Origin of the sequence: Pseudomonas sp. MF4836 (genome assembly GCF_002018875.1) — a bacterium.
Lineage (GTDB): Bacteria > Pseudomonadota > Gammaproteobacteria > Pseudomonadales > Pseudomonadaceae > Aquipseudomonas.
Map to the genome: position 1 here is coordinate 57,997 of NZ_MVOL01000005.1, position 25,040 is coordinate 83,036.

The window sequence follows — 25,040 nt, forward strand, 5'->3', positions numbered from 1 at the left end:
GCAATTGGTGTCGATCCGGGAGCTGCCTAGCGCCTAACAACCCTTTTATAAACAAAGGGTTATGCCGATATACAGAAGGTTTTAAGCGCTGCACGACAAGGCTCTTGGCCCGTGACCTTTCTCCAATGAGAACGGATGACGTCTTGAAATAATTAGTCGCCATCCTGCGCTCTCAAGGCTCGGCGCCGGGGTCAGACGTGCAGCAGTTCTCAATCTGCACCTCAGGGGAGCATTAATTCTCTTTCTCAATTGACAATCATTATCATTCAGCCTAGTTTGTCGCTCGATGTGTAGGACGAGTCCCAATCTTCTGTCGTCCCACTTACCTCCCTGCAACAAGGTGATTTCCATGACGGAACAAGTATCCACAAGCAAGTGTGATTCACCGCTTCTCCAGGCGTTTGTCGATAACCGCCTGATTCTGGTCAAGATTGCCGCGCGCATCACGGGCTGCCGCTCGCGCGCCGAAGACGTGGTGCAGGATGCGTTCTTCCGATTGCAGTCGGCACCGCAGATCACTTCATCGTTCAAGGCCCAGCTCAGCTATCTGTTCCAGATCGTGCGCAACCTGGCGATCGACCATTACCGCAAGCAGGCGCTGGAGCAGAAGTACTCAGGCACTGAAGAGGAAGGTTTGAATGTGGTCATTCATGGCGCGTCCCCGGAAACCTCGCACATCAATTTTTCGACCCTGGAACACATCGCCGACGCCTTGACCGAGCTGCCGAGTCGCACCCGCTATGCGTTCGAGATGTACCGCCTGCACGGCGTGCCGCAAAAGGACATCGCCAAGGAGCTCGGCGTCTCGCCGACCCTGGTCAACTTCATGATTCGCGATGCCCTGGTGCACTGCCGCAAGGTCTCGGGCAACCGCGCCGATACCTACGCCCGCCGTTGAGCCCCGCCTCTTCCTGAGGTCAGCAACTCGCTTGCAGCCGACCAGGGCCCGGAGCAGAAAACTGCACCGCCCTCGCCGGCAAGCCCGCTCCCGGGATTACAGCAGGGAGCAATGATCGAAAAAGCGTTCACGCCCCAACATCATCAAGGCCGCGCGCTTGTGGGGAAAATCGAACTCCTTCTCGCAGTGAAAACACTGGTTGTGCATGTAGCCGATCATCTTCGCGTTATCGGCGCGCGGCTCGGCAACCACCGTCTGGGTGCGCGGGTCGTCGAGAAACAGGTAATGCACCAACGCCGATAACCAGCTCGCCACCTTGTGCGGGCCGCGCTGATCCTCTTCTCCCACCAGCATGTGAATGCCGCGATCGTAATTGTCGGCGTCATAGAACGGCGCAATCCGGTCTTCCTTGGCCCAGTAGGCTTCGAAGTAGGCGAACGGCTGGTCGTCGAAACAGCCGATCAGGGTCAGGGTGTGGGGGTCGGCCTGGAGCTTGTCGAGGTATTCGCGGTGCTGCTCGAGGCTGCCGCCTTCCTGCCAGAAACTCAGGACCCGCGGGTTGTTCTGCCAGCGGTTGAAGCGCGCCAGGTCGCTCTCGATCTCCAGGGTGCGCAACGACACCCAGGCCCCCAACCGCGCATCGAAGCGTCGATAGACTTCACCCCGGGGCTTGACCGGACGTCGAGGGTGGCGCTTGCCGTCGCTGATGATCATCTGCTGTGGATAACTGCCCGTCAGCGACTCGCCCAGCCAGGGCTGCGGCAACTGCCAGAACAGGGTGCGCTGGCACAGGTACTGCTCGGCGTGCTCGCCGGCTATCAGCAGCCCGCTGCGCAACGCCTCATCAGGACGCTCGGGCAGGTGCCAGGTCAGGCTCTGGCAGCTCGGGTCGCGGGCGAACAACCAGTAGCAGGCGGCCCAGATCGCCTGGCCCAACGGCCGCTGGTGCAGTTGCAGCAGGTGGACCTGGGTCTGTTCCTCACGGTCGAGGCGCAGTTGGATCAGCAACTGCCCTTCCAGTATCAGGCTCAGGCAGGTGGCGGTTTCATCGGCGGCAAGGCGCTGCCCCTGGGGCAACGCCAGGGCGCTCAGATCGTTCAGGTTGGACATGGGTCGGGCTCACGATAATCGTCGACAGTTCAAGCAAGTGACGTGATCGGAGAGCAAAAATTTAGCCTTCAACGCCAGGCGTCGGCCATCTGGCGCAATCAGCGACGGGCCACCGGACTCACCACGATGCGGTAGGGGTCGAAGATCTTCAGCATCTGCCCGTTGTCGCGCAGGTCCTGGAGCAACTGGCCGAAGGCTTCGCCGCTGATCGGCGCTTTGGAACGGATCAGCGCGTAGTGGTGATACACCTGATCGATGCGCTCGGAGACCAGCAGTTGCGGGGCGTCATCGGCGTTATGCAGCAGGAAGTCGCTGAGGTAGGAACGGGTCACCAGGGCAATGTCCGAACGCCCGCGCAGCACCATCAGCAAATTGCTGTCGTGGGAGTACGTCAGCGTGGCGTTGAAGGTCTGCGCCAGGTACTTGGGGTCGGCGTTGAAGTGGGCAAAGGCATAGTGGTAGCCGCTGAACAGCGCCAGGCGCTTGCCGGAAAGGTCGTTGAAGTATTCCTGGCCCCGCTGCGGCGTGCGCTGGGCGACGAAAATCTCTGCGTCCTCCAGGCCCATGTCGACGCTGGTGTGGGCGATGTCCTGCCAACCCCAGGCGGGGTTTTCAAAAATCGCCATGTCCACGCGGCCCTGCTCGAAATCACGAAAGCGCCGGGGGATGGACGTGGGAACCAGAACGAACTGGTAGTCGCTTTGCAGTTGGTTCAAGGCTTCCACCAATTGCGGCAGGAGCCCGGTGTCGGCGCCCTGTTCGGGGCGTACGGTGTACGGCGGAAAATGCGCCGCCGCGACCCGTACCAACTGCGCCGCGGTTGCCGGCCCCATCCATAGCGCAACCAACGCCAATAACGCGATGTGCGTGGCCGTACGCATGGACAAGGACATCAAGGCAACACACCTCAAAAAAGACCGGGGGAATGCAAGTAAGCTAGGCGGTTTCAAGCACTTCGACAACTTTTGCAACAAACAATGATGGCTTGGGCTACCGGTCCTTGAGCACCAGGGTCAACGCTTCCTCGGCCAGTTGCTCCAGGGTCATGCTGCCATCGGCGCGAAACCAGGTGGTGGTCCAGGACAAGGCACCGGTCAGAAAGCGCCGGGTGATAAACACATCGCCCTTGATATACCCCGCTTCCCGGGCCTCGCCCAGCACCTGCAACCAGATCTGCTCATAGATATCGCGCAGCGCCAGCACTTGCGCCTGGCCCTCGGCGGACAGCGAGCGCCACTCGTACACCAGTACCGCCATGGCTTCGCCGCTGCCGCCCATGATCGACTGCAATTCACAGCGAATCAGCGCCAGCACCCGCTCGCGCACGCTGCCGGCCGCGGCCAGTTCGACCCGCATCAACGCGGTGTTGTAGTGGATGGTTTCTTCCATCACCGCGCGCAGGATGTCGTCCTTGCTTTTGAAGTGATGAAAAATGCTGCCCGATTGAATGCCCACGGCGCTGGCCAGGTCACGCACCGTGGTGCGCTCATAGCCTTTATTGCGAAACAGATGGGCGGCGGTTTGCAGCAGCTTGCCCCGGGCGCTGTCGGGGTCGGTCAGTTGCCCGTTGGCGACCAGCTCGCGTATGGCCTGCAAGGCTTTTTGCTCGTCCACGGGTTCTCTCCTACATTCAGCCAATCAGAAATACGCTGCCGCCCCTGAAAACAGGCGGGTTGCGCGCGCAATTTAAGCCTCCGGGGGCGACCAAGCAAGCGCTCGGGTCGAAGATACCTTGTGCATTTACAAACCAAGCGCTTGCTTGGTAGTCTCCTCGCAGTTCTTTTACCCGAGAGCCCTGCCATGACCAAGACCGTACGCATCGGCTGCGCCAGCGCCTTCTGGGGCGACACCTCAAGTGCCGCCGCGCAACTGGTGGAGGGCGGACACCTGGATTACCTGGTGTTCGACTACCTGGCCGAAATCACCCTGTCGATCATGGCCGGTGCCCGCATGAAGGATCCGACGGCCGGCTTCGCCACCGATTTTGTCGACGTCCTCAGCCCGCTGCTGGCGACCATTGCCCAGCAGCGGATCCGGGTCATCAGCAACGCTGGCGGGGTCAACCCCCAGGCCTGCGCCGCTGCTCTGCAAGCCGCCTGCGACAAAGCCGGGGTCGAGCTGAAGATCGCCGTGCTGCTGGGCGACGACCTGCAACCTCAATTCAAGCAACTGCGCGATGCCGGCCTCCACGAGATGTTCAGCGGTGCGCCCCTGCCGGCAACGTGCGTCTCGACCAATGCCTACCTGGGCGCCCCGGGGATTGTCGAAGCACTGCGCCTGGGCGCCGACATCGTGATTACCGGGCGGGTGGTCGACAGCGCGGTGGTCAGTGCGGCGCTGGTGCATGAGTTCGACTGGTCGTGGCAGGACTACGACAAACTGGCCCAGGCCGCCCTGGCCGGGCACATCATCGAATGCGGCGCGCAATGCACCGGCGGCAACTTCACCGACTGGCGCGAGGTGCCGGACTACGAACACATCGGTTTTCCTATCGTCGAAGTCGCGGCCGACGGCCAGTTCGTGGTGAGCAAGGTCGAACACAGCGGCGGCCTGATCAGTCCTCTGAGCGTCGGCGAACAGTTGCTCTACGAGATCGGCGACCCGCGTGCCTACCTGCTGCCGGATGTGGTCTGCGACTTCAGCCAGGTCCGGCTGCGGCAACAGGGCAAGCAGGCGGTCAGCGTGCACGGCGCCAAGGGCCTGCCGCCCACGGCCCAGTACAAGGTCAGCGCCACCTACCTCGACGGGTTTCGCTGCACCGCCAGTTGCCTGATGGCCGGCATCGACGCCGTCGCCAAGGCGCGCAGGGTCAGCCAGGCGATCATCGACAAGACCAGCGAGATGTTCAGCCAGCGCGGCTGGGCGCCCTACAGCGAAGTGAACATCGAACTGCTGGGCAGCGAAGCCACCTATGGTCCCCATGGCCAGCGCCAGGACAGCCGTGAAGTGGTGATCAAACTGGCGGTGCGCCATCCGAGCAAGCAGGCCCTGGTCCTGTTTTCCCGGGAGATCGCCCAGGCCGCCACCGGCATGGCGCCGGGCCTGACCGGGATCGTCGGCGGCCGGCCGACGGTGTATCCGCTGATCCGCCTGTTCTCCTTCCTGATCGATAAACAGGCCTGCCCGTTAAGCATCGACTTCGCCGGCCAGCAGCATCCCTGCGCCCTGCCCGCCGTCGACGCCCTCGACCCGGCGGCCCTGCCCGCCCCGCACCCGGTGCCCAGGCCCGAAGGGCGCGCCGACGCCAGCGTGGCCTTGATCAAACTGGCAGTGGCGCGTTCCGGCGACAAAGGCAACCACAGCAATATCGGGGTCATGGCTCGCAGCGCCGAGTACCTGCCGTGGATTGCCGAAGCCCTGACCCCGGAAGTGCTGGTGGACTGGATGAGCCACGTGCTCGATCCGCTGCATGGCCGGGTCGAACGCTGGTACTTGCCGGGCAGCCACAGCCTCAACTTCCTGCTGGAAAACGCCCTCGGCGGCGGTGGCGTGGCCAGCCTGCGGATCGACCCGCAAGGCAAGGCCTTCGCCCAGCAGTTGCTGGAAATCCAGATCCCGGTGCCCCAGGGCATCGCTGACGCCGTCAATTGACGCAAAGGAGCCGCCGTGGCTTACGACTCGATATTCAAACCTGGGCTGTTCAGCGGCCAGACCGTGCTGGTCACCGGCGGCGGCAGCGGTATCGGCCGCTGCACCGCCCATGAACTGGCGGCGCTGGGCGCCCATGTGCTGCTGGTGGGGCGCAAGGCCGAGAAGCTGCAAGCGGTGGCCGGGGAGATCGCCGAGGACGGTGGCAAGGCCAGTTGGCAAGCCTGCGATGTTCGCGATGAAGAGGCAGTGAAGGCGCTGGTAGCCGAGCTGATCGCCGCCCACGGGCCGATTCATGGCCTGGTCAATAACGCCGGCGGGCAGTACCCCTCGCCGCTGGCGTCGATCAATCAGAAAGGTTTTGAAACCGTGATGCGCACCAACCTGGTAGGCGGTTTCCTGATGGCCCGGGAAGTCTTCAACCAGTCCATGAGCAAGCACGGCGGGAGCATCGTCAACATGCTCGCCGACATGTGGGGCGGCATGCCGGGCATGGGCCATTCCGGCGCGGCGCGCTCCGGGATGGACAACCTGACCAAGACCGCCGCCTTCGAATGGGGTTACGCCGGGGTGCGGGTCAACGCCGTGGCGCCGGGCTGGATCGCCTCCAGCGGCATGGACACCTATGACGGCGCCTTCAAGGCGGTGATCCCGACCTTGCGCGAACACGTGCCCCTCAAACGCATCGGCAGCGAGTCGGAAGTCAGCGCGGCGATTGTGTTTCTGCTGAGCCCGGCGGCGGCCTTTATCAGCGGCAGCACCTTGCGCATCGACGGCGCCGCCAGCCTTGGCAGCCGCGCCTGGCCGCTGCACAAGGCGCAACGCGGTGCTCCGGCGTACAACGGTTTCCACCGCGCCTACCTGCCGGACGTACTCAAGGACGAGGAGTAAGCCATGCCGGTGATCCACTCCCAGCTCGACCCGCACAGCCCGTCATTTGCGCAGAACCGCGAGGCGATGCTGGCCGCCATCGCGCAGATCCGCCAGTTGGAGCAGAACCTGCTGGACAAGGCCGCCCAAGCCAAGGAGAAGTTCGCCCAGCGAGGACAATTGCTGCCCCGTGAACGCCTCAATTTGCTGCTGGACCCGGGAGCGCCGTTCCTGGAGCTGGCGAGCCTGGCCGGCTACAAGCTGCATGACGACAAGGACGGCAGCCAGGCCGGTGGCGGCCTGATCGCCGGGATCGGCTACGTGTGCGGGGTGCGCATGCTGGTGGTGGCCAACAACAGTGCGATCAAGGGCGGCACCATCTCCCCCAGCGGCCTGAAAAAATCCCTGCGTCTGCAGCAGATCGCCCTGGAAAACAAATTGCCGGTGGTGACCCTCGCCGAGAGCGGTGGGGCCAACCTCAACTACGCGGCGGAGATTTTCGTCGAAGGCGCACGCAGTTTCGCCAATCAGGCGCGCCTGTCGGCCATGGGCCTGCCGCAGATCACCGTGGTCCATGGTTCAGCCACTGCCGGCGGCGCCTATCAACCGGGGCTGTCGGATTACGTGGTGGTGGTGCGCGGCAAGGCCAAGCTGTTTCTGGCCGGGCCACCGCTGCTCAAGGCCGCCACCGGTGAAGTGGCCACCGATGAAGAACTGGGCGGTGCGCAAATGCACGCTCAGGTCGCCGGGACCGCCGAGTACCTGGCAGAGAACGACGCCGATGGCCTGCGCATCGCCCGCGAAATCGTCGGCCTGCTGCCGTGGAACGACCAGTTGCCAGTGGCTGCCCCGCGCCCCTACGCCGAACCGCTGTACCCGATCGACGAGTTGCTGGGGTTGATCCCCGACGACCCGAAAAAACCCTACGACGTGCGGGAAATCATCGCGCGCCTGGCCGATGCCTCGAACTTCCTGGAGTTCAAGGCCGAGTTCGACCAGCAGACCATTTGCGGCCATTTGCAGATTCAGGGCCGGGCCTGCGGCTTTATCGGCAACAACGGGCCGATCACGCCCAAAGGTGCGAGCAAGGCCGCGCAGTTTATCCAGCTGTGCGATCAAAGCCGCACTCCGCTGCTGTTTTTCCACAACACCACCGGGTTCATGGTGGGCACCGAGTCGGAACAGCAAGGGGTGATCAAGCATGGGGCGAAGATGATCCAGGCGGTGGCCAATGCCCGGGTTGCCAAGCTGACCATCGTCGTCGGCGGTTCCTACGGCGCCGGCAACTACGCCATGTGCGGGCGCGGGCTGGACCCGCGCTTTATCTTCGCCTGGCCCAACAGCCGCACGGCGGTGATGGGCGGCGCCCAGGCCGGCAAGGTGCTGCGCATCGTCACCGAGGCCAAGCACGCCAAGCAAGGCCAGGTCGCCGACCCGAAGATGCTCGACATGCTGGAACAGGCCACCGCGCAAAAGCTCGACAGCCAGTCCAGCGCCTTGTATGGCAGCGCCAACCTATGGGACGACGGGCTGATCGACCCCCGAGACACCCGTACGCTGCTGGGTTACCTGCTGGATATCTGCCACGAGGCCGAGGTTCGCCAGTTGCAACCCAACAGCTTCGGCGTAGCACGGTTTTGAAACGAAATACCCTGTAGCCGCTGCCGAACGCGGCCCGAGCCTTCGCCAGCGGCTACAGGTCGGGAGTTCGGGCAATCAGGATTGACGCGGTGTGACTCAACCTCAGGAGAACAATAAAAATGATCTTCACCCAGGAACATGAAGCGCTGCGGCGCACCGTGCGCAGTTTTGTCGAGCGCGAGATCAACCCCCATGTCGAGGAATGGGAGAAAGCCGGGCGCTTTCCGATCCACGAGCTGTTTCGCCAGGCCGGCGAGCTGGGGTTGCTGGGCATTTCCAAGCCGGAGAAATTCGGCGGCATGGGCCTGGACTACAGCTACTCGATCGTCGCCGCCGAAGAATTCGGCACCATCCATTGCGGCGGCATCCCGATGTCCATCGGGGTCCAGACCGATATGTGCACCCCGGCCCTGGCGCGGTTCGGCTCCGATGAGTTACGTGAACAATTCCTGCGCCCCGCCATCAGCGGCGAACAGGTGGGCTGCATCGGCGTCTCCGAAGTCGGCGCCGGCTCCGACGTGGCGGGCCTGAAGACCACGGCCCGCAAGGATGGCGACGACTACGTGATCAACGGCAGCAAGATGTGGATCACCAACTCGCCCTGCGCCGACTTTATCTGCCTGCTGGCCAACACCTCGGACGACAAGCCCCATATCAACAAGTCGCTGATCATGGTGCCGATGAACACCCCGGGCATCAGCCTCAGCTCGCACCTGGACAAGCTCGGCATGCGCAGCTCGGAAACCGCCCAGGTGTTTTTCGACAATGTGCGGGTGCCTCAGCGCTACCGCATCGGCCACGAGGGCGCGGGTTTCATGATGCAGATGCTGCAATTCCAGGAGGAGCGGCTGTTCGGCGCGGCCAATATGCTCAAGGGCCTGGAGTACTGCGTCGACAGCACCATCGAGTACTGCAAGGAGCGCAAGACCTTCGGCAACGCGCTGATCGACAACCAGGTGATCCACTTCCGCCTGGCCGAACTGCAAACCGAGATCGAATGCCTGCGGGCCCTGGTCTACCAAGCCACCGAGCAGTACGTGCGGGGCCAGGACGTGACCCGCCTGGCGTCCATGGCCAAGCTCAAGGCCGGGCGCCTGGGACGCGAAGTCAGCGACAGTTGCCTGCAATATTGGGGCGGCATGGGTTTCATGTGGGATAACCCCGTGGCCCGGGCCTATCGCGATGTGCGCCTGGTGTCGATTGGCGGCGGCGCCGACGAAATCATGCTGGGCATCATCTGCAAACTGATGGGCATCCTCCCGGGGAAAAAGAAATGAGCCGCCTGCCCGAATGCCAAACCCTGCTGCTCGAACCCCACAACGGCGTGCTGCACATCACCCTCAATCGCCCGGACAGCCGCAATGCCATGAGCCTGCAGATGGTCGCCGAACTGCGCGCGGTCCTGGCTGCCGTGGGGGACGATCGCAGCGTGCGCGCCCTGGTACTGGGCGGCGCCGGCGGGCACTTCTGCGCCGGTGGCGACCTCAAGGACATGGCCGCCGCCCGCGCCCAGGGCCCGAGCGCCTACCGCGACCTGAATCGCGCCTTTGGCACCTTGCTCGAAGAGGCGCAGCAGGTGCCCCAGGTCCTGATCGTGGTCCTGCAAGGTGCGGTCCTCGGTGGCGGTTTCGGCCTGGCCTGTGTCAGCGACATCGCGATTGCCGACCACCAGGCGCAGTTCGGCATGCCCGAAACCAGCCTCGGCCTGCTGCCGGCGCAGATCGCCCCCTTTGTGGTCCGACGTATCGGCCTGACCCAGGCCCGCCGCCTGGCCCTGACCGCTGCGCGTTTCGACGGCAACGAAGCCGAACGCCTGGGGCTGGTGCACTTTGTCGAGCATGACCCCCAGGCCCTGGCGGAACGCCTGGACGAGGTGCTGGCCCACGTCCTGTGCTGCGCCCCAGAGGCCAATGCCGCAACCAAGGCCCTGCTTCTGGCCAGTGCCGAAGAAGCCCTGCCCTCGCTGCTGGATCGCGCCGCCGAGCAGTTCAGCCGGGCGCTGGTCAGCGCCGAAGGGGTCGAAGGCACCCTGGCTTTTGTACAAAAACGCAAACCGGCCTGGGCCCGTTGAGCCAGTGGCCGGCCAGCCACTGATGCTGAAGCCGGCTTCGCCAGAACTACCACCTCAGGGAGCCCCCCATGCGTGCCTTCAGCAAAATCCTTGTCGCCAACCGTGGTGAAATCGCCTGCCGTATCCAGCGCACGGCTCAGGCCCTGGGCTATCGCACCGTGGCGGTGTTCAGCGATGCCGATGCCGACGCCCTGCATGTGCGTATGGCCGATGAAGCGGTAAATATCGGCGCGGCGCCGGTGCAACAGTCCTACCTCAACAGTGCCGCGATCCTGGACGCTGCCCGCCGCAGCGGCGCCGATGCGATTCACCCCGGCTACGGCTTTCTTTCGGAAAACGCCGCGTTCGCCAGCGCCTGCGAGGCGGCCGGCCTGACGTTTATCGGCCCCAGCGCCGCAGCCATCGAACTGATGGGCAGCAAGCGCCTGTCCAAACTGGCGATGCTGGCGGCGGGTGTGCCGTGCATTGCCGGCTACCAGGGCGCCGAGCAGGACGATGCCCGCTTGCAGGCCGAGGCCGAACGCATCGGCTACCCGCTGATGATCAAGGCCAGCGCCGGTGGCGGCGGGCGCGGCATGCGGCTGGTGCAACAGCCCGGACAGTTGCAGGAGCAACTGCGCACCGCCCGCTCGGAGGCACTGCATGCCTTTGGCAGCGATGAGTTGATTCTGGAACAGGCGTTGATCGAACCGCGGCACGTCGAGATCCAGGTGTTCGGCGACCAGCACGGCAACCTGATCTACCTCGGCGAGCGCGATTGTTCGATCCAGCGCCGGCATCAGAAAGTCATCGAGGAAGCGCCGTGCCCGGTGATGACTGCCGAACTGCGCCAGACCATGGGCGAGGCCGCCTTGCAGGCCGGGCGTGCGGTCAATTACGTCGGTGCCGGCACCGTCGAGTTCCTGTTGGATGCGCGCGGGCAGTTCTATTTTCTGGAGATGAACACCCGCTTGCAGGTCGAGCACCCGGTCACCGAGTTGATCACCGGCCTCGATTTGGTGGCCTGGCAGTTGCAGGTCGCCGCCGGCCTGCACCTGCCCTTGCGCCAGGAGCAGGTGCAGCTCACGGGCCATGCCATCGAAGTACGGTTGTATGCCGAGGATCCGGCGCAGCAGTTTCTGCCCCAGACCGGCCGGGTACAGCGCTGGGAGCCCGCCTCGGGCCCAGGGGTGCGCATCGACCATGGCCTGCTTGAGGGCCAATCGGTCAGCCCCTTCTACGATCCGCTGCTGGGCAAGCTCATCGCCCATGGCGCCACCCGTGAAGAAGCCCGGCGCAAGCTGCTGCGGGCCGTGCAGGATTCGGTGCTGCTGGGGCTGGCCAGCAACCAGCGGCTGCTGGCCAATCTGTTGGTCCATCCGGGATTTGTCAGCGGCCAGTTCAGCACCGCCTTTATTGCCGAGCACTGCGCCGATGACCCGAGCCTGCAAGCTCTGACCCCCAGCCCCGAACACCTGGCCATCGCCGCCGCGCTGTTTTACCAACAGGCCAGCGGCGCCCATCCCACAGGCCTGGCGGGCTGGCGCAACACCCCTAACCCGGCCCTGCACTACCGCCTGGGACATGAGCTGCAAAGCTGGTCGATCGCGGTCAGCCCGTTGCCGGCGGGCACGGTGCAGGTGCACCTGGTAGAGCAGACCCTTCAGCTCAAACTGCTGGAACAGGACGGGCGCTGGGCCCGGGTCGAGGTCAACGGCGTGCAGCGGCGCCATGCCTACCACTTGCAGGGCAAACACCTCTGGCTGGGCACCGGCCCCGGCAGCCTGCACGTGCAGGACCTGACCCACGCGCCGGTGGCCGGCCAGGCCAGCGCCGAGACGGGCACCCTCAAGGCGCCCATGGACGGGGCGATTGTCGATGTGCTGGTCAGCGAGGGCATGCCGGTGAGCAAGGGCCAACTGCTGCTGGTGCTGGAAGCGATGAAGATGGAACACCCGCTCAAGGCCGGCATCGACGGGGTGATCAAACGGGTTCAGGTGAGCCTGGGCGACCAGGTGAAAAACCGCCAGATTCTGCTGGAGGTGGAATAAGCCGCTAGGCGGATACGCCGGCTTTGGCTACGCTCATGCCTCATCTGGATGTTCAAGGCTGGAATTTGCGATGCCCCACTGGCTGGTAATAGATCTGGAAGCCACCACCGATGAAGGCGGCTGGCCGGTGAGCGAGATGGAAATCATCGAAATCGGCGCCACCCTGGTGAACCGGGAAGGCCGCGAACTGGATCACTTTCAACGCTTCGTCCGGCCCTCGCGGCGGCCGATGCTCACGCCCTTCTGCCGTGAACTGACCCATATCACCCAGGCCCATATCGACGCGGCGACGCCCTTGAGCGAGGTCTGGCCGCAGTTCGAGCGCTGGCTCAGCCCGCACCACGAGCGCTTGCACGGCTGGGCCAGCTGGGGCGATTACGATCGTCAGCAACTGCTGCAGGAATGGCAGCAACTGCACTTGCAAAGCCACCTGAGCCAGGTGCCCCACATGAACCTAAAGCAGCGCTTCGCCAAGGCCCGGCGCCTGGAACGGCCCATGGGCCTCAACAGCGCGCTGCAACTGGCGGGAATGCAGTTCAGCGGCCAGCAACACCGGGCCCTGGAGGACGCGCGCAATACCGCGCGCCTGCTGCCACTGATTCTTCCGGCCTGAGCCTGCGGGCAACAGGTGACGCCCCTAATGCCCTTGTGCATACTGGCCGACCTTTTTGACCCTTTTTCTAGAGGAATCGCCCATGTTTAAAGTCAACGAGTACTTCGACGGCACCGTCAAGTCGATTGCCTTCGGCACGGCCGAAGGTCCGGCCACCATCGGCGTCATGGCTCCGGGCGAATATGAGTTCGGCACCGCGCAACGGGAAATCATGCACGTGGTCTCCGGTGCCCTGACCGTCAAGCTGCCTGACAGCAACGGCTGGGAAACCTTCGCCGCCGGCAGCCAGTTCAATGTTCCGGCCAACAGCAAGTTCCAGCTCAAGGTCGCGGTCGATACCGCCTACCTGTGCGAGTACCGCGGCTGATCCGAACACCGGACACTGCACAAAAAAATGCCCGTATCCTGCGATACGGGCATTTTGCATTTCAGGACCAGGGGTTATTCGAGCACTGTGACCGGCATCCCGACTTCAAGCCGACCGTTGCTGTCGTTCACCAGGTTTTGCCCGAACATTGCACCCTCTTCCTGGGCCCGATACTGCTGCAGGGTGGCCAGGGGCTCGCGGTCGGCGCTGCGCTCGCCGGTCTGCGGGTCGATGGTGGTGAGGATGCAGCGCGCGCATGGCTTGACCAGCCGAAACTCGATATCGCCGATTCGCACCCGCTTCCAGCCGTCCTCGGCATAGGCGCTGCTGCCCTCGATCACCAGGTTGGGTCGAAAACGCAGCATCTCCAGGGGGCGTCCCACACGCAGCGACAAATCTTCAAGGGACGCCTGGCCAATCAGCAGCAACGGAAAACCATCGGCAAAGGCCACCTGATCGTCGTCCTTGCCGTAACCGGCCTCGGTGGCACGGGCCCGCTCCAGCGGCACCTGCACCAGGCGCGTCGGCTTGCCGACAAAGTCGCTGACCCAGGCCGCAGCAGCCGCGCCGGCATCCGGCACGCGCAGGGTATCGCGCCAGATGGTCACCCCCCGCAGCTCGGCATCGGCGCCGGGCAAGGCGACATCAATCGCGCTATGCCCGGGGGCACTCAGGGTCAGGCCGCCGCGTTCGTTATACAGCGCCGAGAGTTGGCTCATCTGCGCCACCGCGCGCTGCGTCAGGAACCGGCCGCTGGCTTCATCCACCAGCATCCAGCGTCGATCCCCATCCAGGCCCAGTTTGTCCAGGGTGATCTGTTGCAGGGACTCGCCCTGGCCGGACTTGAGGGGGTATCGATAAAGCGCGCTGAGACGCATGGCTGCTTCCTGAGGGGCAAAAACGCCACCTTATACGAGCCACCGGATGATGCAAGAAAACCCGACACGGGCAGGCCTTGCGCCTGCCCGCAGCCGCCAGGTCAGGCCGGAACTTCGTCGAGCATCAGGCGCTGGCGCACCACGTCGACCAATTTGTCCGGCTGGAACTTGGAGAGGAAGTTGTCGCAGCCGACCTTCTTCACCATCGAGTCGTTGAAGCTCCCGGACAGTGACGTGTGCAGCACTACATACAGGCCACGCAGGCGCGGGTCGTTGCGGATCTCGGTGGTCAGGCGATAACCGTCCATCTCCGGCATTTCCGCATCGGTGAAGATCATCAGCAACTTGTCGGTCATGACCACGCCGGTATCGGCCCAGGCCTTGAGCATATTCAGGGCCTTGAGGCCGTCACTGGCGATGTGCATCTTGACCCCGAGCTGGCCCAGGGTATCGCGCAGTTGCGACAGCGCTACGTTGGAGTCATCCACCAGCAGCACTTCGCGACCACGGGCGCGCTCCAGCACCGGATCGTCGAGCTTGTCGCGGGAAACCTTGGCGTTGTAGGGCACGATCTCCGCCAGGACTTTCTCGACGTCGATGATTTCCACCAGTTGATCGTCGACTTTGCTGATGGCGGTCAGGTAATGCTGGCGGCCAGCACTGGTCGGTGGCGGCAGGATGGCTTCCCAGTTCATGTTGACGATGCGATCGACGCCGCCGACCAGGAAGGCCTGCACCGAGCGATTGTATTCAGTCACGATGATGGTGCTGTTTGGCCCCGGGATCAGCGGGCGCATGCCAATGGCCTGGGACAGGTCGATGACCGGCAAGGTCTGGCCCCGCAGGTTGACCACACCGCATACAAACGGATGGCGCTGGGGCATCAGGGTCAGCTTGGGCAGTTGCAGAACTTCCTGCACCTTGAAAACGTTGATCGCGAACAGCTGCCGCCCGGCCAGGCGGAACATGAGGATTTCCAGGCGATTCTCACCCACCAGCTGCGTACGTTGATCTACCGTGTCGAGAATGCCGGCCATTAATGACTCCTGGGCGTGTTCTGATGAATTCACTAAAGGGAGTTATCGGCTGATAAAGCCGGACCTTGACCCCCTTACAAAATGCCACGTAAAACCATTGATGTCACATTAACATCATGGTTTACTGCGGTCGTCATCTCACACGAACACGACATTACTGGCGCCGACTACAAAGCGCCGGCAAAGTTCCTGCGTCTAGGGGAATCCCCTAGGAACAATCAGGACCAACCTGATATTCGCAGTATCCAATAGCCATTAATGTGACGCCATTCTCATTGCATGAATGGAGTCAGGCTTTTGTGTGCGACCGCAGGAACACAGCTTGGAACCCTCTCAAGCCCCACCGTCCTTGATATTCCAGCGCGCGAGCTCTTGCTTGTCAGCGGCGCTGACGGTGCCTGCCTTTGCAGATTAGGCCACTCCCTGCCTACCCTCGTCGCCCCATCAGTCGCACCGGCGCGCAGCACGTTCGGCCTCATAGGCATCCTCAAATCCCTGGCCGGCCCAACCCTTCCATTACCTGGCACCCCGTCGTGGAGATCCGCATGCTGAAGGAAGGCTATGAGGGGTATCAGCCGTTGTCGGAATTCCTCGCCGAAGCCGAGAAGCTGCTGGCCAAGTCCGAAGATTGCCTGAATCACCTGCACCTGATCAGCAACGATGAAGAAGCCATCCAGTGCCTGCGCGACTCCCTGCTCAAGCTTGCGAACATCACCCACGCCAGAGATGTAGAGCCTCTCAGTGATTTTGCCCGGTGCGTCCATGAGGTACTGGACCCATCCCGAAACTCGATGGACTTGGGGCAACAGGTCCTGCTCGCACTCAAGGACTGCCTGACACTGATGGCCTGGCAACTGGAACTGGTCGACCCCACCAGCGGCCAACTGAACATGGATGACAGCGAACAAAGCCTGCTGCTCGATGCCCTTGCCACGCAGCTTGATCAGCACCCTCCCCGGCGAATTTCCTCAGGCACGCCCTACCAAACGCTCTCTATCTCCAAGCGAAACAACTGAAAACGCTGCCAGTCATTTCGACTTCGGACCTGCCCGAACAGACCGCTGAGCGTTTTGAGCGTGATGTCGCCATTGAATACTTCATATCCCTCAGCGACATACTCAAGTATTAGCACCGCCAACTAAGGCCCATTATCGGGACTGCAAGTTTGGCGCTCTAACACCCAATAAAACCCTAATAAAATCAAATAGATCTTTACTGATTACAAGCATAAGACACAAATGGAACACCCGTCCCAAACCCAATAAACCTGACTTCCCAGACATATAAGTCGTCTATTTGGAAACGCGACCAACGGTATTCGAAGTGGTATTATGCGATCCATTAGATGCATTAAATAATGGCAAATTGCCTTCATTCAGAACCTGCAAAAGGCTGGCTCGCGACTTATGGAGCGTGCTGATTTTTAACCTTGCCCTTTCAAACAGCACCGCTTTTCAAACCGGGTCCCGTCACACGTTGTGACCGGGCTCCCCGTACTGAACATTTATTGGCTTCATATGCTATGCACGCCAGCCTCAAGTCCTTTATCACCTGGTCGCGTCCTCATAAAAACCTGCTGTGGCTGAGCCTGTTGCTGTGCTCATGCGCAGCCGTCGCCAACCTGGTTATTTACTGCCTGGCCAGTACCCTGCCGACGGCCCTGCTGGTGTTGAATATGGCGGCGCTGGCTTGTACCTGGATCCAGTACGGCTATACCCGCAAGTCGATCGAGTTCCAGCCCCAGGAGTTGGCCGACCGCCTGTTGGAAGTCCAGGAAAACGAACGCCATCGCCTCAGCCGCGAACTGCATGACGATATCGGGCAACTGCTGACCGCAGCCAAGCTGCAAAACGAATGGCTCAAGCGGCGCCTGCCCGAAGACCTGCACAGTCACTGCGCGGCCCTGGGCGCCACGCTGGATGAGACCCTGGCCAAGGTGCGCGACGTCTCGGCTATTCTCAACCCCCGACAACTCAACAGCCTGGGGCTGGAAGCCAGCCTGCGCGCGCACCTGCTCAAGACCCTGGAAAACACCCCGATGCACTGGAGCCTGGAATGCCAGCAGCACTTGACCGGGATCCCCGAGGAAATGGCCGTGGCAGCCTTTCGGGTTACCCAGGAAGCCGTCACCAATATCCTGCGTCATGCCCAGGCGCAAAACCTGCTGGTGCGCCTGCAGCGCCTGCCGCAGGGGTTGTCATTGCTGATCAGCGACGATGGCCGGGGTTTTGCCCCGGCGGCCAACCCGGGTGCCCAGGGGCAACGGGGCATGGCCGGCATGTCCGAGCGCATCGCACAACTGGGCGGCACCTTGAAAATCACCAGCCAGTCCGAGCAGGGAACACAGATTGAAGCACTTTTCCCCTGGGCTCCCCGGGCACTCGAACGGGCCAGCAAGAATAAGGTTTTACATTGACCTGTAATTTACTTCTGGTGGATGACCACTCGCTTATCCGGGCCGGCGTGCGAGCCCTGGTCATGGACATTCCCGGCTACGCAGTGGTCGGCGAGGCCAGCGACGGCGGCCAACTGCTGGAGCTGGTTGAACAGCTCCTGCCGGATATCGTGCTGCTGGATATTTCAATGAAAGACACCGGTGGCCTCGAAGCCTTGCAGCGGCTCAAGGCGGTACGTCCGCTGAGCAAGGTGCTGATCCTGTCGATGCACACCGACCCGGCCCTGATCATGCAGGCGCTGGAATCCGGCGCCCATGGCTACCTGCTCAAGGACACCACCGCCACCGAACTCGAGCACGCCCTCGAAGCCCTGCGCAACAACGAGCGCTACCTGAGCCCGGCCATCGCCCACACAGTAATCAACCAGGCCCTCACCCGAGTCCAGAAGCAGCAGCCGGAACAGGCCGACACCCACAACCTGACCGCGCGCCAGCTGGAAATCCTGCGCCTGATCGTGCGCGGCAAGTCGACCCGGGAAATCGCCCAGGGCCTGGGTCTGAGCATCAAGACCGTGGAAACCCACCGCTCGCAGATCATGAAGCGCCTGCAGATCTACGACGTCGCAGGCCTGGTGCTGTTTGCCGTGCGCGAACAGATCATCAGCCTCGACGACTAGTGCGCCGGGCGCTGGCCGAGCAAGGGTGAGCCCACCGGCAAATGCACGCGTAGCGCCCCAGGCCGGGCGCAGAAGCGCAGGCTGTCGCCCTTCAGCGGCTCGCCGTCGAGGTTGATGTCCAGGCCTTCGCTGACCTTGATCTCGACCCACGGCAAGCGCGCCCGGACAAACATGTTGTCCAGGCCAAAGCCCCCGGCCAACAGGTCCTTCAAGGTCCCGACCAACTCCTGCGGCGCCGGCAGGATGCTGATATCCAGCAGCCCGTCGTCGGCCAGCGCATTCGGGCACAGCACATGCCCCCCACCCGCCTGACGACCGTTGCCGATCCCCAGCGCCAGCAACTCGCCGCGCCAGTGGAAATCCGGCCCCTGCAACTCGCCGTAGGCCGCATGCAGCTCGCTGAAACGGGAGAGACCGGTAAACAGATAGGCCGCACCGCCCAGGACTTTCTTCAAATCTTCGGACGTATTGGCGGTCACCTGGCTGCCAAACCCGCCGGTGGCCATGTTCAGGAACACCTGGCCGCCGACTTCCCCCAGATCGATCGCCTGGGGCGCGACATCAAGCAGGTCCAGCGCGGCTTCCGGCTCCAGAGGAACACCGGCCGCGCGCGCGAAATCATTGGCCGTGCCCAAAGGCAACAGAACCAGGCTGGCCTCGCCGGCATGCCCGGCCATGGCCTCGGCGATATCGCGCAAGGTGCCATCGCCGCCGCCGGCAATCAGCTGTGGATAACCTGCGGCCAGGGCTTCACTCACCAGGCGCTGGGCATCGCCCGCCTCCCAGGTCAGACGTACGGCCAGCTCCCAGCCCTGCTCACGCTTGCGTTCGACGGCGTTGCGTACTTGTTCGTTGAGGGCTTGCTTACCGTGTAAAATCAACAGCGCTTTGCGCTCGCTCATCCGTCGTCACTCCTGTCAGTCGAAGATTGCTGCTGGATGTTGACCACCGGACGAGGAAAAAAACCCGTGGTTGGCCATTTAATTCATCACCTTCGTCGATTCCTGCGGAAAAACAGCGCACTCACTCGTACCAGGGCGGTTCGCCATTACCCAGCGTAGGTCGACAGCCCAGGTTTCGTGCGCGCATGCCGTCACAAACCATTTCGCTTTTACTCGGCGCAGCCCTGGCCGCGCACCTGACACCTGAGGCCTTCTGAGTGAGCACTCTCATTCCCTGCATCATCGCTGGCGGCGCCGGGACCCGGTTGTGGCCTGTTTCTCGGGAGGCCCTGCCCAAACCCTTCATGCGTCTGCCCGATGGCGAAAGCCTGCTGCAAAAAACCTTCGCTCGCGCGAGCGGGTTGGATGACGTCGGCCGGCTGCTGACGGTAACCCGGCGGGAAGTGCTGTTTAACACCCTTGATGACTACCGCCCCCTGAACCGCCGCAAGCTGGAGCTGGACTTCATCCTCGAGCCTTTCGGCCGCAACACCGCGCCAGCAATCGCCGCCGCCGCCCTGCACGTGCGCCGCCACTACGGCGAGGACGCCCAGTTGCTGGTGCTGCCGGCCGATCACCTGATCACCGACCTGGACGCCTTCGCCACCGCGGTAGGCCACGCTCGGACACTTGCCGAACAGGGCTGGCTGGTGACCTTCGGCCTGGTTCCTCAGCGCGCGGAAACCGGCTTCGGTTACATCGAAAAAGGCGCGGCATTGGACGATGCGAGCTTTCAGGTCGCGCGATTTGTCGAAAAACCCGACGCAATGACCGCCCAGGCCTATGTCGACAGCGGTCGCCACCTGTGGAATGGCGGCATGTTCTGCATGCGCGTCGACACCCTGCTGGAGCAATTGCGCGAGCATGCGCCCGAGGTGCTGACCAGCGTGCAAGAGTGCCTGGCGCGAAGCCACAGCCGCCAGGGCCCTGGCGAACTGCACCTGGAACTCGACGCGGACAGCTTCGCCTGCGTACCGGATATTTCCATCGACTACGCCCTCATGGAGCGCTCGCACAAGGTGGCGGTGGTGCCCTGCCAACTGGGCTGGAGCGATATCGGCTCATGGCAGGCGGTGCGCGAACTGCGCCCGGTCGACGCCCACGGTAACCAATGCCAGGGGGAAAGCGTGTTGCTGGACGTCAGCAACTGCTACATCGACGCCCCGCGCCGCCTGGTAGGTGCGATTGGCCTGGACAACCTGATCATTATCGACACCCCGGATGCCCTGCTGATCGCCGATGGGGCACGCAGCCAGGACGTCGGGGTCATCGCCCAGGCCCTGAAGCGCCAAGGCCATGATGCCTATCGCCTGCACCGTACCGTCAGCCGCCCCTGGGGCACCTACACGGTTCTGGAAGAAGGCCCGGGGTTCAAGATCAAGCGCATCGTGGTGCAGCCCCGCGCCTCACTTTCGCTGCAACTGCACCATCACCGTAGCGAGCACTGGATAGTGGTCAGCGGCACGGCCCAGGTCACCAATGGCGACCAGGCGTTCGTGCTGAAAACCAACGAATCGACCTTTATCAAACCGGGCCGCCCGCACCGCCTGGTCAACCCGGGGGCTGACGAACTGGTGATGATCGAAGTGCAAAGCGGCGAGTACCTGGGGGAGGATGACATCGTGCGTTTCACCGATGCCTATGGACGCACCCCAGGAGAAAAAGGGCCGGCCTGATCCGGTCAGCCGAATTCTCTGGGCGAGGCTCCAGCTTTCGTACGGACTCTCTTTACTTTTCTTACAACAGATTGGGAATTGCCTGAATTGACCCCATCCCGGCAATCGAAGAAGGTTCAGGTCAGGCGAACGGCGCCTGTTACAGGGACGTGAATATCATGAACGACAAGCAACTTTTCGAGGGTTCGAACTCCGGCCTCAATCGCCGACCCGGCCATAACCTGTGGTTGGCACCCAAGCCTGTGCAGGTGGCTGGCGGGGTCGTGCAATCGACCGTCGAACTCAAGGCCGGCGAGGGAAAATGCCTGCGCCTGCTGAAAAGGCTCGCCTGGGCCGGCCTGGCCGTGGCCCTGCTGACGGGGCTGCTGAGCTGGGGCATCAACAGCCGCTTCGGCTTGCTGCTATTGCTCCTGCTGCGCTAGCCGCCAGGCCTTGCCGACACACGCCCGACCATGATCCGGTCGGGCATGTCTGCTGCCACTTCAACCGAGCACTTCACTCAAGGGAATGAAGTTGACCCAATCCCCCTCGACCAGTGTGCGGCCCTCGAGCACCTCGACCAGCCCTTCGGCCCAGGCAGCGCTGCGCAACACACCGGAGCTCTGGTTGCGGTAAATCACCGCCCGACCTTGCTCCATCCGCCCACGCAGGTACTCACGCCGGTTACCGGGCTTGGCCCAGACAAACCCCGCAGGTACCTGAAACTGCAATGGCAGTACGTCGCGTACACCCTGCCGACGCAACAGATAAGGCCGGGCCAGCAAGGCAAAGGTCACCAGGGTCGACGCCGGGTTACCCGGCAAACCAATGACCGGCACCCCGCGAAAATGTCCGAAAGTCAGTGGTTTGCCAGGCTTTATCGCCAGCTTCCACAACGCCAGTTCACCTGCCTCGCGCAAGGCGATGCCGAGGAAATCCGCTTCGCCCACCGAGACTCCGCCGGTGGATAAAATCAGGTCGACATCGGACAGCTCGGCGAGGCGCTGGCGCGTGGTCGGCAGGTCATCGGGAAGAATCCCGGCGTCTACCACCTCACACCCCAGGCGTTGCAGCCAACTGCAGAGCAGGACCCGATTACTGTTATAGATCTGCCCCGGTCCCAAGGCCTGGCCCGGCTCAACCAACTCGTCACCGGTAGACAGCACCGCCACGCGCACAGGGCGCACCACCTCAAGCTCGGCGCAACCCAGGGACGCGGCCAGCCCTTGCTCGATAGGCCCCAGGCGTGTGCCGGCCACCAGCACTGTCTCGCCTACGGTGGTTTCCTGGCCCTGGGGGCGAATGTTCTGCCAGGGGCTCATCGGCTCGCTGAACAGCACTCGCTCATCCGCCTGGACCTGGGCGTTTTCCTGCATTTCTACACAATCGGCCCCTACCGGCACCGGCGCACCAGTGAAAATGCGCGCACAGGTGCCCGCCTTCAGCGGCTCGGGCGCTTGCCCGGCGAAGATCCGCTGGCTGACCGGCAGCGGCTCGCCGTGCCAATCCGCAAGACGCAAGGCATAGCCGTCCATCGCACTGTTGGGCCATGGCGGCAGGTCCAGGGTGGAAACCAGGTCATCGGCCAACACTCGCCCCTGGGTCTGGGCCAGGGGCAAGCGTTCACGCTCAAGAATCGGCGCCGCTTCAGCCATCGCCAGCAACTGTGCCAGGGCTTCTTCCACCGGCAGCAAGGCGCCGGTCTTGCCGGGCTTACCCACGGGATTCACAGGGTGCGGCCTGCTTCAAATGGGGAACGAAGTTGCACGGCCGGTGGCGCGAGTCCAACTGCTCGGCGAGGATCCCGTCCCAGCCGGTGCGCACGGCATTGGTCGATCCCGGCAGGCAGCAGACCAGCGTACCGTTGGCCAGCCCGGCCAGGGCCCGGGACTGCACAGTGGAAGTGCCGATATCGGCCACCGAGATCTGCCGGAACAGCTCCCCGAAACCATCGACCTGCTTGTCCAGCAGGCAACTGACCGCTTCCGGCGTGCTGTCGCGACCGGTAAAGCCCGTACCGCCGGTGATCAGCACCACCTGCACCACGTCATCGGCAATCCAGGTCGCCACCTGCGCGCGAATCTTGTAGAGGTCGTCTTTAAGCAGAACCCGTGCGGCGAGGTTATGCCCCGCTGCGCTCAGGCGATCAACGAAGACTTGACCGGAGGTATCGGTCTCCAGGGTGCGGGTATCACTGACCGTCAGCACGGCAATGTTCAGCGCTGCGAAAGGCACATCAGCCTTGGCTTTCATAGGCTCGATCCAGTTGTAGGAGAAACAGCCCGGTGTTATATCACAGCGCTCTCTTTGACTGCCGCTACGGAGACCTGCCATGACCTTGCGCCTGCCCACACCGCCCTGTTCGATCCTGCTCCTGGCTGGCGGACGAGGGCAACGCATGGGTGGCCAGGACAAAGGCTTGATCGAATGGCGCGGGGAGCCGCTGATCGCTCACTTGCAACGCCTGACCCGTGGCTTGAGCGACGACCTGATCATCTCCTGCAACCGCAACCTGGAGCTGTACGCCAGCTATGCCGATCAGTTGGTGCACGACGACAGCCAGGACTTTCCCGGGCCGCTGGCGGGGATTCGCGCCGGGCTCAAGGCTGCGCGCCATGAGCGGTTGCTGGTGCTGCCCTGCGATGTGCCGCAGGTCGATACCGAACTGCTGTTGCAGATGCTGCAAACCGCCAGTGCCCACCCAGGAAAACCGCTGATGCTGCGCCAGGGCAAGCACTGGGAGCCCCTGTTGTGTGTCATCCCGACATCACTGCTACCGGACGTGGAGCGGGCCTGGCTGGAAGGTCAGCGCAGCCCCGGCAAAGTCATGCGGGACCTGGAGTGCGTGGCACTGCAATGCCCGGAAAATGATGCACGGCTGGCTAACCTGAACACGCCTGAGCTGTTACACCAGCACAACAGAGTGGCAGAATGACGCTAGTAAGGAACTTGCTGACGCTGTATACGTCTGAACATCAGTACTCAAAGTATTCAATTTCGGAGACATGCAATGACTCAACGGACTCTCGCCACGCTCATGCTCGCACTGGGTATCGCCACTCTTGCCGGTTGCGCCTCGCCTACAGTGATCACCTTGAATGACGGTCGCGAAATCCAGGCCGTCGACTCACCTAAGTTCGACAAGGATTCGGGCTTCTACGAATTCGAACAACTGGACGGCAAGCAAACCCGCATCAACAAAGATCAGGTTCGTACTGTCAAAGAGCTGTAAGCCCACCAGCTTGCGCCCGACTGACATAAAGCCCGCCTTGCGCGGGCTTTATTCTATGCAGGGCACTGAAATCCAGCCCCATGCCCCTTTACCAGTCCAGGCGGATGCGACTTTCGAACTCGCGCTCCTGCCCCGTCAACGGGTCGAGAAAACGCAGGCCCTGGGCCAGTAACTTGAGCGGCCGGGCATAGTCGTCCTGCGCGTCCTTGAGCACCTGTGGATAGAACGGGTCATTGCAGATCCCCGCCCCCAAGGCACTCATGTGCACCCGCAGCTGGTGCTTCTTGCCCGTCACCGGGTACAGACCGTAGCGCCAGAGCTCACCGTTTTTTTCACGCACTTCCACCGCCGTTTCGGTATTACTGACGCCGGCGCCTTCCTGCATGCGGAAGAACGGCTCGCCCTCTACCAGCCGACTCTTGTGCACCAGTGGAAAGTCATGTTGCGGCAACGCCCGGGCAATGGCCTCGTAGCGTTTTTCAATCTGCCGCGTGGGAAACAACGATTGATAGGCCGAACGGCTATGGGGATTGGCGGAGAACAGCACCAGCCCTGCGGTATGCCGATCGATACGGTGCAAGGGCACCAGGTGGGGGTTGTCCAGACGCCGAATCAATCGTCGCAGCAGCGTCTGCTCGACATACTCGCCTGCCGGCGTGACCGGCAGAAAATGCGGTTTATCGGCCACGATCAGATGCTCGTCGGCAAACAGAATCGACTCCTGCACCGGTATCACCTTTTCGTCCGGCACTTCGCGAAAATAATGAATTCGCAAGCCTTCGCGGTACACCAGGTCAATGCCGACAGGCTGCCCCTGCCCGTCAAGCACCCGTCCGCGAGCAATGCGGTCGAGCCACTGCTCGCGGCTGATGGTGCTGAAGTGATCACAGAGGCAATCGAGCACTGTCGACCAGGAACCTGGAGGCAGGTACAAGGTGCTGGCCTGGTGCTGCGCGGCATTGAAAGGTGTGGAAGACATACGAAAAGCTCGAGCCGTTAATGCAAAGGCGCATTATCCGGCAAGGGCTGCGAGGCGC

General features: G+C 62.8%; 25 protein-coding genes. 16 read left to right on the forward strand and 9 right to left on the reverse strand.

Annotated features, from left to right (window positions below):
* Window positions 1-349 precede the first annotated feature (349 nt).
* On the forward strand, window positions 350-898 hold the full coding sequence (locus MF4836_RS12845) for an RNA polymerase factor sigma-70 (RefSeq protein ID WP_020299746.1): 549 nt from the start codon (window positions 350-352) through the stop codon (window positions 896-898).
* Window positions 899-994: 96 nt separating this feature from the next.
* On the opposite strand, the gene MF4836_RS12850 is transcribed toward MF4836_RS12845, so the two are convergent.
* From MF4836_RS12850 to MF4836_RS12860, 3 genes are all read right to left on the reverse strand, one after another.
* Entirely contained in the window at window positions 995-2,008 is a 1,014-nt protein-coding gene (locus tag MF4836_RS12850) for a GNAT family N-acetyltransferase (RefSeq protein ID WP_078470623.1), read from the reverse strand.
* A 98-nt stretch (window positions 2,009-2,106) separates the two neighbouring features.
* Window positions 2,107-2,901 carry a substrate-binding periplasmic protein gene (locus MF4836_RS12855; RefSeq protein ID WP_078470624.1) on the reverse strand — a complete coding sequence of 265 codons (795 nt, stop codon included), beginning with the start codon at window positions 2,899-2,901 and terminating at the stop codon, window positions 2,107-2,109.
* A 97-nt stretch (window positions 2,902-2,998) separates the two neighbouring features.
* Window positions 2,999-3,622: a TetR/AcrR family transcriptional regulator gene (locus MF4836_RS12860; RefSeq protein WP_020299743.1), complete on the reverse strand. Its 624-nt coding sequence runs from the start codon at window positions 3,620-3,622 to the stop codon at window positions 2,999-3,001.
* Between the two features lie 186 nt (window positions 3,623-3,808).
* On the opposite strand from MF4836_RS12860, the gene MF4836_RS12865 reads away from it, so the two are divergent.
* The 8 genes from MF4836_RS12865 to ppnP all read left to right on the forward strand — a co-directional run bounded on the left by MF4836_RS12865 (window position 3,809) and on the right by ppnP (window position 13,188).
* Complete coding sequence (locus MF4836_RS12865) at window positions 3,809-5,599, forward strand: acyclic terpene utilization AtuA family protein (protein WP_078470625.1); 1,791 nt, start codon at window positions 3,809-3,811, stop codon at window positions 5,597-5,599.
* 15 nt (window positions 5,600-5,614) lie between these two features.
* Window positions 5,615-6,487 carry an SDR family oxidoreductase gene (locus tag MF4836_RS12870; protein ID WP_078470626.1) on the forward strand — a complete coding sequence of 291 codons (873 nt, stop codon included), beginning with the start codon at window positions 5,615-5,617 and terminating at the stop codon, window positions 6,485-6,487.
* Window positions 6,488-6,490: 3 nt separating this feature from the next.
* Window positions 6,491-8,107 carry a geranyl-CoA carboxylase subunit beta gene (gene atuC, locus MF4836_RS12875; protein ID WP_078470627.1) on the forward strand — a complete coding sequence of 539 codons (1,617 nt, stop codon included), beginning with the start codon at window positions 6,491-6,493 and terminating at the stop codon, window positions 8,105-8,107.
* 119 nt (window positions 8,108-8,226) lie between these two features.
* On the forward strand, window positions 8,227-9,384 hold the full coding sequence (gene atuD / locus MF4836_RS12880) for a citronellyl-CoA dehydrogenase (protein WP_078470628.1): 1,158 nt from the start codon (window positions 8,227-8,229) through the stop codon (window positions 9,382-9,384).
* On the forward strand, window positions 9,381-10,178 hold the full coding sequence (locus MF4836_RS12885; RefSeq protein ID WP_078470629.1) for an enoyl-CoA hydratase/isomerase family protein: 798 nt from the start codon (window positions 9,381-9,383) through the stop codon (window positions 10,176-10,178). Before atuD ends, MF4836_RS12885 begins: the two co-directional genes overlap by 4 nt.
* Window positions 10,179-10,246: 68 nt before the next feature.
* The gene (locus MF4836_RS12890; RefSeq protein WP_078470630.1) at window positions 10,247-12,208 is read left to right on the forward strand and encodes an acetyl/propionyl/methylcrotonyl-CoA carboxylase subunit alpha; all 1,962 of its coding nucleotides are present in this window, start codon (window positions 10,247-10,249) and stop codon (window positions 12,206-12,208) included.
* A gap of 70 nt (window positions 12,209-12,278) precedes the next feature.
* Complete coding sequence (locus tag MF4836_RS12895; RefSeq protein WP_078470631.1) at window positions 12,279-12,821, forward strand: exonuclease domain-containing protein; 543 nt, start codon at window positions 12,279-12,281, stop codon at window positions 12,819-12,821.
* 82 nt (window positions 12,822-12,903) lie between these two features.
* Window positions 12,904-13,188, forward strand: coding sequence for a pyrimidine/purine nucleoside phosphorylase (gene ppnP, locus MF4836_RS12900; protein WP_020299735.1), 285 nt, complete (start codon window positions 12,904-12,906; stop codon window positions 13,186-13,188).
* 74 nt (window positions 13,189-13,262) lie between these two features.
* Here the strand turns inward: ppnP and MF4836_RS12905 are convergent, their stop codons facing one another.
* Together MF4836_RS12905 and MF4836_RS12910 are read right to left on the reverse strand one after the other, a co-directional pair.
* Window positions 13,263-14,066, reverse strand: coding sequence for an MOSC domain-containing protein (locus tag MF4836_RS12905; protein ID WP_078470632.1), 804 nt, complete (start codon window positions 14,064-14,066; stop codon window positions 13,263-13,265).
* 101 nt (window positions 14,067-14,167) lie between these two features.
* On the reverse strand, window positions 14,168-15,103 hold the full coding sequence (locus MF4836_RS12910) for a chemotaxis protein CheV (RefSeq protein WP_020299733.1): 936 nt from the start codon (window positions 15,101-15,103) through the stop codon (window positions 14,168-14,170).
* Between the two features lie 545 nt (window positions 15,104-15,648).
* On the opposite strand from MF4836_RS12910, the gene MF4836_RS12915 reads away from it, so the two are divergent.
* From MF4836_RS12915 to MF4836_RS12925, 3 genes are all read left to right on the forward strand, one after another.
* On the forward strand, window positions 15,649-16,119 hold the full coding sequence (locus tag MF4836_RS12915; protein WP_078470633.1) for a hypothetical protein: 471 nt from the start codon (window positions 15,649-15,651) through the stop codon (window positions 16,117-16,119).
* 506 nt (window positions 16,120-16,625) lie between these two features.
* A complete protein-coding gene (locus MF4836_RS12920) occupies window positions 16,626-17,519 on the forward strand; it encodes a sensor histidine kinase (protein ID WP_078470634.1) in 894 nt (297 codons plus the stop codon).
* The gene (locus MF4836_RS12925; RefSeq protein ID WP_078470635.1) at window positions 17,516-18,175 is read left to right on the forward strand and encodes a response regulator; all 660 of its coding nucleotides are present in this window, start codon (window positions 17,516-17,518) and stop codon (window positions 18,173-18,175) included. Before MF4836_RS12920 ends, MF4836_RS12925 begins: the two co-directional genes overlap by 4 nt.
* On the opposite strand, the gene yegS is transcribed toward MF4836_RS12925, so the two are convergent.
* Window positions 18,172-19,077, reverse strand: coding sequence for a lipid kinase YegS (gene yegS / locus MF4836_RS12930; protein WP_078470636.1), 906 nt, complete (start codon window positions 19,075-19,077; stop codon window positions 18,172-18,174). The genes MF4836_RS12925 and yegS overlap by 4 nt on opposite strands.
* A gap of 257 nt (window positions 19,078-19,334) precedes the next feature.
* On the opposite strand from yegS, the gene MF4836_RS12935 reads away from it, so the two are divergent.
* Window positions 19,335-20,792, forward strand: a complete 1,458-nt coding sequence (locus tag MF4836_RS12935; RefSeq protein WP_078470637.1) for a mannose-1-phosphate guanylyltransferase/mannose-6-phosphate isomerase — start codon at window positions 19,335-19,337, stop codon at window positions 20,790-20,792.
* Between the two features lie 158 nt (window positions 20,793-20,950).
* Window positions 20,951-21,214 carry a hypothetical protein gene (locus MF4836_RS35515; protein WP_078470638.1) on the forward strand — a complete coding sequence of 88 codons (264 nt, stop codon included), beginning with the start codon at window positions 20,951-20,953 and terminating at the stop codon, window positions 21,212-21,214.
* 60 nt (window positions 21,215-21,274) lie between these two features.
* On the opposite strand, the gene MF4836_RS12945 is transcribed toward MF4836_RS35515, so the two are convergent.
* Window positions 21,275-22,501, reverse strand: a complete 1,227-nt coding sequence (locus MF4836_RS12945) for a molybdopterin molybdotransferase MoeA (protein ID WP_078470639.1) — start codon at window positions 22,499-22,501, stop codon at window positions 21,275-21,277.
* The gene (moaB, locus tag MF4836_RS12950; protein ID WP_020299725.1) at window positions 22,485-23,024 is read right to left on the reverse strand and encodes a molybdenum cofactor biosynthesis protein B; all 540 of its coding nucleotides are present in this window, start codon (window positions 23,022-23,024) and stop codon (window positions 22,485-22,487) included. The genes MF4836_RS12945 and moaB overlap by 17 nt, the downstream gene beginning before the upstream one ends.
* 79 nt (window positions 23,025-23,103) lie before the next feature.
* On the opposite strand from moaB, the gene mobA reads away from it, so the two are divergent.
* Window positions 23,104-23,706 (forward strand): molybdenum cofactor guanylyltransferase MobA, encoded by a 603-nt coding sequence (gene mobA / locus MF4836_RS12955; protein WP_078470640.1) that lies wholly within the window; start codon window positions 23,104-23,106, stop codon window positions 23,704-23,706.
* Window positions 23,707-23,781: 75 nt separating this feature from the next.
* Window positions 23,782-24,003, forward strand: a complete 222-nt coding sequence (locus MF4836_RS12960) for a YgdI/YgdR family lipoprotein (RefSeq protein ID WP_043230450.1) — start codon at window positions 23,782-23,784, stop codon at window positions 24,001-24,003.
* Between the two features lie 88 nt (window positions 24,004-24,091).
* Here the strand turns inward: MF4836_RS12960 and MF4836_RS12965 are convergent, their stop codons facing one another.
* Window positions 24,092-24,982, reverse strand: coding sequence for a pseudouridine synthase (locus MF4836_RS12965; RefSeq protein ID WP_078470641.1), 891 nt, complete (start codon window positions 24,980-24,982; stop codon window positions 24,092-24,094).
* Window positions 24,983-25,040 lie beyond the last annotated feature (58 nt).

What these genes read in the sequence shown, in the direction of transcription:
- MF4836_RS12885 (WP_078470629.1), top strand. Translation starts at nt 9,381, where the DNA reads ATGAGCCGCCTGCCCGAATGCCAAACCCTGCTGCTCGAACCCCACAAC.
- MF4836_RS12855 (WP_078470624.1), bottom strand. Translation starts at nt 2,901, where the DNA reads ATGTCCTTGTCCATGCGTACGGCCACGCACATCGCGTTATTGGCGTTG.
- MF4836_RS12850 (WP_078470623.1), bottom strand. Translation starts at nt 2,008, where the DNA reads ATGTCCAACCTGAACGATCTGAGCGCCCTGGCGTTGCCCCAGGGGCAG.
- MF4836_RS12920 (WP_078470634.1), top strand. Translation starts at nt 16,626, where the DNA reads ATGCACGCCAGCCTCAAGTCCTTTATCACCTGGTCGCGTCCTCATAAA.
- atuC (WP_078470627.1), top strand. Translation starts at nt 6,491, where the DNA reads ATGCCGGTGATCCACTCCCAGCTCGACCCGCACAGCCCGTCATTTGCG.
- MF4836_RS12890 (WP_078470630.1), top strand. Translation starts at nt 10,247, where the DNA reads ATGCGTGCCTTCAGCAAAATCCTTGTCGCCAACCGTGGTGAAATCGCC.
- MF4836_RS12845 (WP_020299746.1), top strand. Translation starts at nt 350, where the DNA reads ATGACGGAACAAGTATCCACAAGCAAGTGTGATTCACCGCTTCTCCAG.
- moaB (WP_020299725.1), bottom strand. Translation starts at nt 23,024, where the DNA reads ATGAAAGCCAAGGCTGATGTGCCTTTCGCAGCGCTGAACATTGCCGTG.
- mobA (WP_078470640.1), top strand. Translation starts at nt 23,104, where the DNA reads ATGACCTTGCGCCTGCCCACACCGCCCTGTTCGATCCTGCTCCTGGCT.
- MF4836_RS35515 (WP_078470638.1), top strand. Translation starts at nt 20,951, where the DNA reads ATGAACGACAAGCAACTTTTCGAGGGTTCGAACTCCGGCCTCAATCGC.
- ppnP (WP_020299735.1), top strand. Translation starts at nt 12,904, where the DNA reads ATGTTTAAAGTCAACGAGTACTTCGACGGCACCGTCAAGTCGATTGCC.
- atuD (WP_078470628.1), top strand. Translation starts at nt 8,227, where the DNA reads ATGATCTTCACCCAGGAACATGAAGCGCTGCGGCGCACCGTGCGCAGT.
- MF4836_RS12905 (WP_078470632.1), bottom strand. Translation starts at nt 14,066, where the DNA reads ATGCGTCTCAGCGCGCTTTATCGATACCCCCTCAAGTCCGGCCAGGGC.
- MF4836_RS12865 (WP_078470625.1), top strand. Translation starts at nt 3,809, where the DNA reads ATGACCAAGACCGTACGCATCGGCTGCGCCAGCGCCTTCTGGGGCGAC.
- MF4836_RS12915 (WP_078470633.1), top strand. Translation starts at nt 15,649, where the DNA reads ATGCTGAAGGAAGGCTATGAGGGGTATCAGCCGTTGTCGGAATTCCTC.
- MF4836_RS12895 (WP_078470631.1), top strand. Translation starts at nt 12,279, where the DNA reads ATGCCCCACTGGCTGGTAATAGATCTGGAAGCCACCACCGATGAAGGC.
- MF4836_RS12960 (WP_043230450.1), top strand. Translation starts at nt 23,782, where the DNA reads ATGACTCAACGGACTCTCGCCACGCTCATGCTCGCACTGGGTATCGCC.
- yegS (WP_078470636.1), bottom strand. Translation starts at nt 19,077, where the DNA reads ATGAGCGAGCGCAAAGCGCTGTTGATTTTACACGGTAAGCAAGCCCTC.
- MF4836_RS12965 (WP_078470641.1), bottom strand. Translation starts at nt 24,982, where the DNA reads ATGTCTTCCACACCTTTCAATGCCGCGCAGCACCAGGCCAGCACCTTG.
- MF4836_RS12910 (WP_020299733.1), bottom strand. Translation starts at nt 15,103, where the DNA reads ATGGCCGGCATTCTCGACACGGTAGATCAACGTACGCAGCTGGTGGGT.